General features: G+C 68.5%; 9 protein-coding genes. 4 read left to right on the plus strand and 5 right to left on the minus strand.

Annotation, left to right across the window (positions count from 1 at the left end; translation table 11 throughout):
• Positions 1-24: 24 nt before the first annotated feature.
• Genes D3H34_RS28920 through D3H34_RS28930 form a run of 3 tightly spaced genes read right to left on the minus strand, consistent with a single transcriptional unit; the run spans position 25 to position 3,571 of the window.
• A complete protein-coding gene (locus tag D3H34_RS28920) occupies positions 25-594 on the minus strand; it encodes a hypothetical protein (protein WP_119558031.1) in 570 nt (189 codons plus the stop codon).
• Positions 575-1,495: an exosortase Q gene (xrtQ, locus tag D3H34_RS28925; protein ID WP_119558033.1), complete on the minus strand. Its 921-nt coding sequence runs from the start codon at positions 1,493-1,495 to the stop codon at positions 575-577. The genes D3H34_RS28920 and xrtQ overlap by 20 nt, the downstream gene beginning before the upstream one ends.
• A gap of 15 nt (positions 1,496-1,510) precedes the next feature.
• Positions 1,511-3,571, minus strand: coding sequence for a VIT and vWA domain-containing protein (locus tag D3H34_RS28930; RefSeq protein ID WP_119558035.1), 2,061 nt, complete (start codon positions 3,569-3,571; stop codon positions 1,511-1,513).
• 215 nt (positions 3,572-3,786) lie between these two features.
• Here D3H34_RS28930 and creD point away from each other — a divergent pair, with 215 nt between their 5' ends.
• From creD to D3H34_RS28950, 4 genes are all read left to right on the plus strand, one after another.
• Complete coding sequence (gene creD, locus D3H34_RS28935; protein WP_119558037.1) at positions 3,787-5,268, plus strand: cell envelope integrity protein CreD; 1,482 nt, start codon at positions 3,787-3,789, stop codon at positions 5,266-5,268.
• On the plus strand, positions 5,265-6,557 hold the full coding sequence (locus D3H34_RS28940) for a glycoside hydrolase family 3 N-terminal domain-containing protein (RefSeq protein ID WP_119558039.1): 1,293 nt from the start codon (positions 5,265-5,267) through the stop codon (positions 6,555-6,557). The genes creD and D3H34_RS28940 overlap by 4 nt, the downstream gene beginning before the upstream one ends.
• Positions 6,558-6,574: 17 nt before the next feature.
• Positions 6,575-8,968 carry a penicillin-binding protein 1A gene (locus D3H34_RS28945; protein ID WP_119558041.1) on the plus strand — a complete coding sequence of 798 codons (2,394 nt, stop codon included), beginning with the start codon at positions 6,575-6,577 and terminating at the stop codon, positions 8,966-8,968.
• A 101-nt stretch (positions 8,969-9,069) separates the two neighbouring features.
• The gene (locus D3H34_RS28950) at positions 9,070-9,675 is read left to right on the plus strand and encodes a hypothetical protein (protein WP_119558043.1); all 606 of its coding nucleotides are present in this window, start codon (positions 9,070-9,072) and stop codon (positions 9,673-9,675) included.
• On the opposite strand, the gene creC is transcribed toward D3H34_RS28950, so the two are convergent.
• A complete protein-coding gene (creC, locus tag D3H34_RS28955) occupies positions 9,669-11,144 on the minus strand; it encodes a two-component system sensor histidine kinase CreC (protein WP_119558045.1) in 1,476 nt (491 codons plus the stop codon). The two genes, D3H34_RS28950 and creC, sit on opposite strands and share 7 nt — an antisense overlap.
• Before the next feature lie 118 nt (positions 11,145-11,262).
• The coding region (locus D3H34_RS28960) for a winged helix-turn-helix domain-containing protein (RefSeq protein WP_205736829.1) at positions 11,263-11,588 on the minus strand (326 nt) is incomplete at its 5' end.

An 11,588-nucleotide genomic window follows, 5' to 3' on the forward strand; every position in this document is an offset into this window, starting at 1 on the left:
GTCTTCTTCACAAACGCGTTCTCATCACATCGGTCTTGCCACGGTGACAGCTTGCCATGGACCGTGCGACTGGCCGCTGGCCGCCGCCCAGTACCAGGCTGAAGTGTCGGTGAAAGCCGTGCCCTGGGCATCGACGATGCGCTCGCAGACGCGGAAATTTGCCGTACCGTGCCGTTGCGCCACAAAACAGCGCCACAGCCGCTCCTGCGCGTCGCGTTCCAGCCGCGCCTGCTCGATGCGATAGCCCAGCGCGCGGTAGCAGTCGGCGGCCGGATGCAGCATGCGCGTGGGCCGGTTCACGGCGCGCATCACCAGCGTCTGGTGGCCGTCGGTCATGCGGCCGATGGCGCCCGGGAAGCGGTCGGCAAAGCGCTGCTCCACCTCGCTGAGCGCCAGCGGGCGCAGCGGCACGCCGTCCCACTGGCTCGGCCATTCGTGGGAAGCCACCGCATCAGCTTCGGCGGCGGGTGCGCGCAGCGCCTCCGCGGCGGACCACAGCACGCACAGCAGCATCGCCAGTGCGAACGCGCTCTTGTGGCCCACGCGGTTGATGAAATGGTTGGCGAACCAGCGCTCAACGAACGGTATCGACACGGCGGCCTCCTTCGGTGGTGATCAGCCCGGCGATCGCCGGAAGTTGCACGCTGCGCGCCGGCACCATGAGCCGGGCGATGGCGCCGCACACGGCGGCCAGCAGCACGAGCCCCAGTGCGTTGTGCGCCCACGGCGCGAGCGCGTGGCCCGCGCCTTCGCAGGCGATCAGCACGCTGTTGCGCACGATGTTGCCGGCCAACACCAGCAGGCCGACGGCCGGCAGGCGGCGCAGGAAGGCCTGGTCGCTGCGCCGTGCCCACAGCGCGACCGCGCAGGCCGTGAAGTAACCCAGCCACACCATCTGCACGCCCGAGCAGGGCGCATCGACGATCACGAGGCGGCCATCGACCATCAACGTGGCGCCTTCGCGCGCCACCTCGAAGCCCGGTGCGAGCAACCAGCGGCTGGCCTCGGCGGTCACCACGCGCAGCGGATAGCCGGCGTAGAACTGCAGCGACGACAGCAGCGGCAGCGCCAGCACCGACAGCCCTGCCACCGGCAGCGCCGCCACGCCGCGCGGCAGGAAGGCCAGCAGCCCGGCCGCGAGCGACAGCACCGCCACCAGGCCCGAAGCCAGCGGCGGCAGTGCGGGCAGGCCGCCCAGGCCCGTGCGCAGCAGCGTGGCAAGCACGGTGCCCAGGCCCGCCAGCGCGAGCCAGCCGAGACGCGGCGAGGCGCGCAGCTCGCGCCGGCACTGCCAGGCGAGCGCGGCCAGTGCGACCAGCGCGACGAGGCCCAGCGGATCGTCGGAGCCGTCCTGCAGGCGGCGGGCCATCCAGACCCAGGTGGGAGCGAGCGCAGCGCACTGGAGTGCGAGCCAGCCGAAGGCCGGCGTGCGGTCGATGCGGATGGCCCAGTCCACGACGCGCGGATGGTGATGGGCCAAGGTTGCCAAAGACATGGTCGTGCGTCCTGTTCAGGAGGTGAAGCGGCGCGGATCGCTGCGACGTACGCGGCGGCGCAGCATGGCCAGCATCGACAGCACCACGGCGATGGCGCCCAGCGTTTCCGGCTCCGGCGTGCTCGGCACTTCGGCGCCCAAGGCCAGGTCGCTCACGCCCTGAGGCATGGGCAGCGGCTGGTTCACGTCCGCGCTGTTCTGCGGTGCGACGTTGCGCACCACCTTATCCACCGCGATGAAGCTGGTGTATTGCGTGAGCAGGCTGTACTTCAGGCCCAGCTCGGTGATGCGGTCCTTGAAGGCGGCGCTGCCTTCGAGCGCCTCCTGATCGCTCAGGCTCTGGATGCGGTGGCGCGCCCACAGGGTGCGCAGCGCGGCGGTGTCCTGGCGCGTCTGCGGCGTGATGCGCACTTCCTCGCGGTACGGGCCGCTGGCGCTCTCGCCTTCGATGATCACGCGACCTTTCGCCTCACCGCGCCATTTGCCGAACACGATCACCGGTCGCTCGCCCAGCACGTCGGGCAGCACCTGCGGCTCCACGTCGTACACGTCGAGGCCGCCGAAAGTGGCCTTCACGCTGGTGAGCACCGGCGACTCCACCATGCGGCGGAAGCGCGCGGCCTGCTCGGGTGCCTGCACCGGGTCGGTGATGATGAAGGGCTCGCCCATGCCGGCGCGCGCAATGCCTTCCATGAGGCTGCGGTTCACCGAGGAGCCGATGCCGAAGGCGAACACGTTGGCCTTGGAGAGGTTGTTGCGCACCAGCTCGAAGGCCTCGCGCTCGACCGTCACGTAGCCGTCGGTCACCACCACCACGGTGCGCGACACGTTCGGGGCCTTGGGTTCGGCATACACGCGCTTGAGCGCGGGGATCAGCTCGGTGCTGCCGCTGCCGCTGTAGTTCCTGATGGTGGCGAGCGCCTGCTCGATGTTGGCGCGTGTGGCCGGCACCGACTGCGGCGACAGCATCTTGTTGCTGCCCGAGAACAGCAGCACGTTGAAGGTGTCGCTGGGGCGCAGGCCGCCGATCAGGCGTTCGAGCACGGTCTTGGCGGTGTCGAGCGGAAAGCCGTGCATCGAACCCGAGATGTCGACCACGAAGATGTAGTCGCGCGGCGAGATGGCGCTGGCGGCCACGGCCTTGGGCGGCTCGACCATGGCGAGGAAGAAGTTCTCGGCGTTCTCTCCGTGGCCCTTGTAGAGCATCAGGCCTGACTCGATCTTCTCGCCCGCCAGGCGGTAGTCGAGCACGAAGTCGCGGTTGTCGGCAGGACGGCCGTCGGCGCCCAGCGTGATGTCGGCGTGCTGGTCTTCGTCGCGCTTCTTCACGTCGATCGTGTGCGTGGCGGAGCGGATCTCCTTCAGACCCATCGGCGTGTCGATGCTCGCCGTGAGCTTGAAGCTCGTGCCGGGCGCCACGCCGGCGCGCAACGTGGGCTGCGCCACCCACTTGGCTTGCGCGTTCTCCGATTGCGGCGAGTTGTAGCGTGGCCCGACCACGGTCGGGAACACGAACTGGTAGTTGCCCGACTGCGGCACCAGCAGCTCGGTGTAGCGCAGCTCCACCTTCACGTCGTCGCCCGGCAGGATGTTGGCGACGTTCATCTGGAACACGTTGGGCAGGTGCTGCTCGAGCAGCGCGGCGGTCTTGCCTTCCTTCTTGGCGGTGTCGTATTCGATCTTCGCCTGCTGCTTCTCGCGGATCTGCGCCGTGATGAGTCGGTCGGCCAGGCGCACGTTGAGGCCGCTCACCGCCGCCTTGGTGGAGCCGGGGAACACGTACTTCGCCTCGATGGCGCGCTGGCCTTCGTTGCGGTAGGTCTGCGTGACCGTGACATCGGCGATCACGCCCGAGATCTTCACGGCGACCTCCGTGCCCTTGAGCGGCAGGCGGTCGACCGAGGGGTCGTCGCTCTTGACGAAGAAATACGGGCTCTCGGTCTTCAGGCGCGGACCGGCGGGCGCGTCCTGCGCGTGCACCGGACGGGCGCCCATGGCGATGAAACCCACGGTCGCCAGGCTCACGGTGGCGAGCCAGAGCCAACGGCCGGGGCGTGGGGTGGTGGGGGTGTCCATGGCGGGTGTCCTTCTGCGTGCGAACTTGCACGGCCCTCACTGTCGTGAGCCTGCGAGAAGGCAGTTGGAAGGCGCCTTGAAGTCGCCACGGCCAGCGCCGCCACTGTGTGAAGTCTGTGTGAAGTGCGCCGCGCGGCGGCTTCATACGGCCTTCGGATCGCGCGCGGACCATCGGCGCCTCATCACGAAAAACCCGGAAAAGAGGGGAGAAACCCATGCTTCAACTGTTGAAGGCCCTGCAGAGCTCGGTGCTGGTCAAGGTGGCCGGCCTGTGCTTCCTGCTGCTGGTGCTGTGCATTCCGCTGGCGCGGATCGACGACCTCAACCGCGCCCGCGGCGAGAGCCAGCAGGAGGCCGCGCGCGAACTCGCCGACTCCTATGCCGGACCGCAGACGATGGTCGGCCCGGTGCTGCTGGTGCCTTATGTGGAGCGCTGGACGGAGCTGGTGCGCGACGCACAGGGCAAGGTGATCGGCCAGGCCGCGCAGCGCAAGGACATGACGCATGTCGTGTTTCCCGACAAGCTGCACATCGAGGGCAACATGGCGCCGCAGGAGCGCTACCGCGGCATCTTCCGCATTCCGTTCTACACGCTGAACGCCGCGCTCGGCGGCGGCTTCGCCGCCTTCGATCCGAAGAACGTGCAGCACAGCGAGACCGCCTCGACCCTCGAGTTCCAGACCCCGATGCTGGCCTTCCACGTGAGTGACCTGCGCGGCCTCGACGGCTCGCCCGTGCTGAGCGTGAACGGCGAAGCGCTGCGCTTTCGCCAGCGCGTGCCGGCACTGCCCGACGACGCGGCCTATGCCGACGGCATTCACGCGCCGCTCGGCGGCGCCGCGCTCGCGGCATGGCAATCGGGCAAGCCGCTGGCCTTCGACATGAAGCTGTCGCTGGTCGGCCAGGACACGCTCTCGATGGTGCCGATCGCCGAAGAAACCACCGCGCACCTGAGTTCGCCGTGGGCACACCCCAGCTTCGGCGGGCGCTTCCTGGCGATACAGCGCCAGGTGACGCCGAAGGGCTTCGATGCGCAGTGGCGCGTGTCCTCGCTCGTGACCACGGCGCGCGAGCAGGTGCGCGCCGGCCTCGCGGGCGGCAGCAGCGAGGCCGCCGAGGCGAGTGCCGTCGTCCGCAAGGCGGCCCCGGGCCCGCGCGTCTCGGGCCCGCTGCAGACCTTCGATGTGTCGCTCGCGCAGCCGGTCAATGTGTATTCGATGAGCACACGGGCCGGCAAGTACGGCGCGCTCTTCATCGGCCTGGTGCTGATGGCGGCCTTCATGTTCGAGCTGTTCCGCAAGCTGCGCCTGCACCCGGTGCAGTACGGGCTGGTGGGCCTGTCGATCGCGCTGTTCTTCCTGCTGCTGCTCGCGCTGTCGGAAAAATTCGCTTTCCACTTCGCGTACGCAGGCGCGGCCGCTGCGAGCGTGGCCCTGCTGGCGGTGTACTTCAGCGCGGTGCTCGGCGGCTGGCAGCGCGGCCTGTCTTTCGCCGCCTTCGTGGCGTTGCTGTATGGCGCGCTGTACGGCCTGCTGGCCTCGGAAAGCAATGCGCTGCTGCTGGGCGCACTGCTGATCTTCGGCATGCTGGCCGCGCTGATGCTGGTGACGCGCAAGGTCGACTGGTATGCGCTGTCGCGCCGCAACGAGGCAACACCGACCTCAGCGCCCGCCGCGGTGGCGCCGGTGGACGCATGAAGCTGCTGCGTGCAGTCCCCGGCGCGCTCGGCTGGCTGGTGCTGGCCGTGCTGTGCGCCTGGGCCTGGCATCTGAAGGACCCGCACCTGCGCTTCCTGCGCGAGGAGGAGTTGCCGCTGCTGCTCGCCGCGCTGTGCGCCAGTGCCGCGATCGCCTGGCGCAGCGCGCGTGGCACACGCCGTGTGGTGGCGCTGGCCCTGACGGTGGGCGCGATGCTCACGGCGCTCGGCCACGAATGGGCCTCGCACCAGCACCGCCTGGAAGTGAACGCGGCTTCGGGCCCGATGGCGCAGGCGCTGGGCGCGCGCTTCATCGTCGGCTACGACGATGCGAACGATCTGCGCGAGCTGGCCCGCCGCGGCCTGATCGGCGGCATCTTCGTCACCGGCCGCAATGTGAAGGGACGCAGTGCCGACACCCTGCGCGCAGAGATCGCCAGCCTGCAGGCCCTGCGGCAGGCAGCGGGCCTGCCACCGCTGGTGGTGGCGACCGACCAGGAAGGCGGCGGCGTGTCGCGCCTGTCGCCGATGGTGGCGCACCAGCCGGCGCTCGCCACCCTGCTGGACGACGACGTGCCCGGACACGAACTGTTGCAACGTGCCCGCGCCTATGGCGCACAGCAGGGACAGGCGCTCGCGGCACTGGGCATCACCCTGAACTTCAGCCCCGTGGTCGACCTGCGCCCAGGGCGTGCACCGGGCCGCTGGGACCTGCACACCCGCATCGAGGAACGCGCCATTTCGAGCGACCCGGAGGTCACGGCGCAGGTGGCGCTCGCTTACGAGCAAGGCCTTGAATCTGCTGGCGTGCGCGGCACGCTCAAGCACTTTCCCGGCCTGGCCGGCGTGACCGAGGACACGCACCACATGGGCGCCGAACTGCGCACGCCCGTGGCCCGGCTCGCCGTGCACGACTGGAAGCCGTTTCAAGACGTGTCGAAACATTCGGATGCGGCCATCATGCTGGGCCATGTCATCCTTTGGGAACTCGACGCACACGCGCCGGTCTCTTTCTCACGCAAAATCGTGCAGCAGGTGATCCGAGGCGAATGGGGCTTTCAGGGCCTGCTCGTCACCGACGACCTCACGATGGGCGGGGCCTACAACCGAGGTCTTTGCAACGCCACCCTGGGCGCACTCGACGCCGGGGTGGACCTGCTGCTCATCGCCTACGACCACGACAAGTATTTCGATGCCATGCACTGCGCGCTGGAAGGCGTGCGGCGCGGCGCGCTCGACCCCCGGGTGGTGGAACGCCCGCGCGCGCCACGGCTCCAACCTCTTCGCTAGCCTCTGGCCCCCTCCCCATGTCCCAAGAACCTCGTTCCTCCCAACCCGCCAGTGCGCTGCGCCAGCTCCCCTGGAAACGCATCGCCGGCTGGAGCGCCATCGTGGCCGGTGCCGGCGCCGTGGCACTGCTGGGCGCCGCCATCGTGGGGGTGGTCGCCATCTACCCGAAGCTGCCCGACATCTCGGAGCTTTCCGACTACCGGCCCAAGCTGCCGCTGCGCGTGTACACGGCCGAAGGCTCGCTGATCGGCGAGTTCGGCGAGGAGCGCCGCAACCTCACGCCCTTCGCCAACATTCCGAAGGTCATGAAGGACGCCGTGCTGGCCGTGGAAGACGCGCGCTTCTACGACCACGGCGGCGTGGACTACAAGGGCTTCGCGCGCGCGGCCGTGGCCAGCTTCAAGGGCGGGCGCAAGCAGGGCGCCTCGACCATCACGATGCAGGTGGCGCGCAACGTCTACCTGAGCTCCGAACGCACGCTGAGCCGCAAGGCGTCGGAGATCGTGCTGGCCTTCCGGCTCGAGCAGCAGCTCACGAAAGACCAGATCCTGGAGATCTACCTGAACCAGATCTACCTGGGCAACCGCGCCTACGGTTTTGCCGCCGCCTCCGAGGCCTACTTCGGCAAGCCGCTGCAGCAGGTGACGATCGCCGAGGCCGCCATGCTCGCCGGCCTGCCGAAGGCGCCCGGCGCCAACAACCCCGTGGCCAACCCGCGCCGCGCGCGGGCGCGCCAGCTGTACGTGATCGACCGCATGCAGGAAACCGGCTTCATCACCGCCGAGCAGGCCGCCGAAGCCAAGAAGGAAGAACTGCACCTGCGCGATGCCGCCGATCCGAACCGCCTGCACGCCGAGTACGTGGCCGAGACGGTGCGTCAGATGATGTACGCGCAGTACGGCGACAGCATCTACACCAGCGGCATGAAGGTCTACACCTCGCTGGTCGCGGCCGACCAGGCGGCGGCGTACAAGTCGCTGCGCAAGGGCATCATGGATTACGAGCGCCGTCAGGTGTACCGCGGCCCCGAGAAGTTCGTCGACCTGCCGGCCAGCGGCCAGAAGGAGATCGACGAGGCCGTCGACGAAGCGCTGGCCGAGCACCCCGACAACGGCGACGTGATCGCGGCCGTGGTGCTGGAGGCCAGTGCCAAGGAAGTGACCGCCGTGCGCGCCAACGGCGAAGCGGTCGAGATCTCGGGCGAGGGCCTCAAGCCCGCGCAGTCCGGGCTGGCCGCGAAGGCGCCACCGAACATCAAGATCCGCCGCGGCGCCGTGATCCGCGTCGCGAAGACGCCGAAGAACACCTGGGAAATCACGCAGCTGCCCGAAGTGGAAGGTGCCTTCATCGGCATGGACCCGCGCACCGGCGCCATCACCGCACTGGTCGGCGGCTTCGACTTCGGCAAGAACAAGTTCAACCACGTGTCGCAGGCCTGGCGCCAGCCGGGCTCGAGCTTCAAGCCGTTCATCTATTCGGCCGCGCTCGAAAAGGGCTTCACGCCCGCCACCGTGGTGAACGACGCGCCGCTGGTGTTTGATGCCGCCGCCAACGGCGGCCAGCCCTGGGACCCGAAGAACTTCGACGGCACCTTCGAAGGCCCGATGCCGCTGCGCAACGCGCTCATGAAGTCGAAGAACCTGGTCACGCTGCGCGTGCTGCAGTCGATCGGCGCGCCCTACGCGCAGGACTGGGTCACCAAGTTCGGCTTCGACAAAGAGAAACACCCGGCCAACCTGCCGATGGGCCTGGGCGCCGGCTCGGTCACGCCGATGCAGATGGCGGTGGGCTATTCGGTGTTCGCCAACGGCGGCTACCGTGTGAACCCCTACCTCGTGACCCGCGTGACCGACCTCAAGGACAAGGTGCTGATGGAAACCGAGCCCCCGGTGCTCGACGAAAGCCGCCGCGCCATTCCCGCACGCAACGCCTTCATCATGGAATCGCTGCTGCAGAGCGTGGTCAAAGGCGGCTCCGGCTTCAAGGCCTACCAGGCGCTCAAGCGCGACGACCTCTTCGGCAAGACCGGTACCACCAACGACTCCTTCGACACCTGGTTCGCGGGCTTCCAGCCGACGCGCGTGGGCATCGCCTGGGTCGGCTACGACACGCCGCGTCAGCTCGGCGTGCGCGGCGAGACCGGCGGCAGCCTGAGCCTGCCGATCTGGATCGGCTACATGCAGTCGGCGCTGCGCGGCGTGCCCGTGACCCTGCCGGCCGAACCGCCCGGCGTGGTCAGCATCGACGGCGAGTGGTACTTCGACGACTTCACGCCGGGCCACAACGTGGCGAGCCTGGGCCTGGAAAGTGCCGAGCAACCGATCCAGCCGGTGGAGGTGCTGACGGGCGCGCCGATCGGTGCACCGCCGCCGCCGGAGGAGCGCAACCGAATCCTCGATTTCTTCCGCTAGCAAGCAGCGAGATTCATCCAAAGACGCGGGGGACGCGCGGTGCCTACACTCGGTGCCGCGGCCCCCGCTTCTTTTTTGTCTCTCTCCCTTTTTTCGCATCCATGGAATTCCTCACCCTGGTGGCACTGGTTGCCGCCGGCTTCTACATCCTCAAGTCCAAGGAACAGCGCCAGCGCATCGCGCTGCTCGGTCGCCATCTGGGCCGCTACCAGATCGAAAAACTGATGGAGAGCCTGACGCAGGGCTACCTGCGCTGCCTCGGTGAAGACGACGCCGAGCGCCGCCAGCAGATCTGGCACCTGCTCGATGCCACGGAGGAAAAACTCGCCGGCCAGTTCCAGACCTTCGCCGCCGACCTGGCGCGCGAACCCGAAGCCGACACGCGCGTGAGCCGCCTGCCGGTGGCCTTGCCGTTCGCCACCACGCTGTTCCCGTCCGCGAGCTTCGACCTGCGCGAAGCGCTGCGCATCCACGCGCGCGGCATCGCGGGCGTGGCGAAGAACGCCGAAGGCCGCTCGCCGAAATCGAAGGCCTTCACGATGTCGGCCGAGCTGTTCCTGATGCAGCACACCTGCCACTGGTTCTGCAAATCGAAGGCCGTCGCGTCGGCGCGCATGCTGGCGCGGCACCAGACCTCGTACGAGCAACTGCTCGAGGCGGTGAGCCCCGAGACGCGCGAGGCGTATCGCACACTGACGGGTCAGTGATTCGGCCGGATATTCGGTCGGTGGTGCGCTGACAGCAGCGGCAGCGTGAGCGTCGCCACCGCACCGCCGCGCGTCGCATTGCCCAGGTCGACGCGGCCCCGGTGCAGCGTCGCGATCTCCTTCACGAACGCCAGGCCGAGCCCCGTGCTCTTCTTCTGGCTGTGCGGGCGAGCGAGCGAATAGAACTTCTGGAAGACCTTGTCCTGCGCGTAGTCCGGAATGCCCGGGCCGTGGTCGCGCACGTTGACGCGCGCCAGCCGCGAGGTGGTTTCCAGCGTCAGCAGCACCTCGCTGTCGGGCGGTGAAAAGTCGAGGGCGTTGTCGAGCAGGTTGCTGATCGCACGGCGCAGCAGGAAGGCATCGCCTTCGACGCGCGCGGGTTCGCGGATGTTCACGATCAGGCGGATGCCACGCCGGGATGCGGCGGGCTGCGCGCTCGCGGCAATGTCCTCGATCAGCGGGCCCAGTGCCACTGGTTCGGTGCGGTCGAGCGCGCGCCGCGTTTCGAGGGCGGTGAGCTCCATCATGCGGTCGACGATTTCCTGGATGCGCTGGGTCTCGCGTTCGATGTTCTTCAGGAAACGCTCGCGCTGGTCGTGCGGCATCTGCGGTTCCTGCAGCAGCTCGGCCGCGCCGCGAATCGCCGAGAGCGGGCTCTTCACTTCGTGCGTGAAGGTCTGCACATAGTCGGCCACGTAGTTGCGTCCGGTGAGCGCGTCGCGCATTTCGCCGAAGCCGGTGCGCACCGCATCGACCGCGCGCCGCGCCATGCGCGACAGGCTCAGGCTGCCCACGCGGTTCTGGGCGCGCACCCACGTCCAGTAGTCGCGGATCAGGCCGAAGGGCCGCACCAGCCAGACCGAGACGATCAAGGTGAGCAGCAGCAGCGCCAGCGCCGAACCCACGCCGACCCAGATGGTGCGCACGCGCGCGTCCTCGACGAACTGGCCGAAGCTTTGCACCGGCTTGCCGACGCTGACCACGCCGACGATTTCGTCGTTCCAGCGGATCGGCGCACCGACGTACATCACCGAGGTGCGCGGGTCGCCATCGACGTCGCGCGAGGTGCGCGCGCCGTAGAGCCCGCCGAGCGTGCGCTTCACGTCGCTCCACTGCGAGTAGTCGTTGCCCAGGTGACGGCCGAGCGAATCGAACATCACGCGGCCGGTGCGGTCGGTGACGTACACGCGCAGCTCGACCCGGCTCTTGTGCAGGTTGTAGATCTGGGCCGAGAACTCGCGCGTGTAGACGCTGCGAAAGAGCGGCTCCAGCCGCGCCGTGTTGATGGCACCCGCGATCACGTCCTGCTCGACCAGGCTGGCCATGAGCTGCGAGGTCTCGACCAGCGATTCTTCGGCCGATTCGCGGTAGCGCGGGTCGATGTCGGACACGACGCGGTACAGCAGGAAGGCGATGCCCGCCGTGTAGATCAGCAGGATGCCGATGAAGATCCGCGTCCTGCGGGTCACGGAGTACTCCCCCAGGCTTCGCGCACTTCGTGTCGCTTCTCCTTCCCCCTCGCCGGGGGCAATGCCTGCGGCCCGGCAGAGCCGGTTCCGCGGCATTCCGCGAAAGGGGGGGCCAGCGTCATGCCCTTGATGGCAGTTCTTCGTTCAGGGCGTAGCCCGTGCCGCGCAGCGTGCGGATCGGCTCGATCTCGGGCGCGATGGTCTTGAGCTTGGCGCGCAGCGTCTTGATGTGCGCGTCGACCGTGCGATCGAAGCTGTCGCTGGCGTCGTCCCAGACCAGTTCGAGCAGTTCGTCGCGCGTGAACACGCGCCCCGGGCGCTGGACCATGAGTTTCAGCAGGCCGTATTCGTAGCGCGAGAGTTCCAGCAGGCGTCCGTAGTAGCGGATCTGCATGCGCTCGCTGTCGAGCGCGAAGGGCGTTGCAGGGGGCTGTGGGGTCGCTG

Source organism: Acidovorax cavernicola (assembly GCF_003581445.1).

Bases quoted from the DNA above. Each gene is read 5' to 3' on its own strand.
- D3H34_RS28940 (WP_119558039.1), top strand. From the start codon at position 5,265: ATGAAGCTGCTGCGTGCAGTCCCCGGCGCGCTCGGCTGGCTGGTGCTG.
- D3H34_RS28950 (WP_119558043.1), top strand. From the start codon at position 9,070: ATGGAATTCCTCACCCTGGTGGCACTGGTTGCCGCCGGCTTCTACATC.
- creD (WP_119558037.1), top strand. From the start codon at position 3,787: ATGCTTCAACTGTTGAAGGCCCTGCAGAGCTCGGTGCTGGTCAAGGTG.
- D3H34_RS28945 (WP_119558041.1), top strand. From the start codon at position 6,575: ATGTCCCAAGAACCTCGTTCCTCCCAACCCGCCAGTGCGCTGCGCCAG.
- D3H34_RS28930 (WP_119558035.1), bottom strand. From the start codon at position 3,571: ATGGACACCCCCACCACCCCACGCCCCGGCCGTTGGCTCTGGCTCGCC.
- xrtQ (WP_119558033.1), bottom strand. From the start codon at position 1,495: ATGTCTTTGGCAACCTTGGCCCATCACCATCCGCGCGTCGTGGACTGG.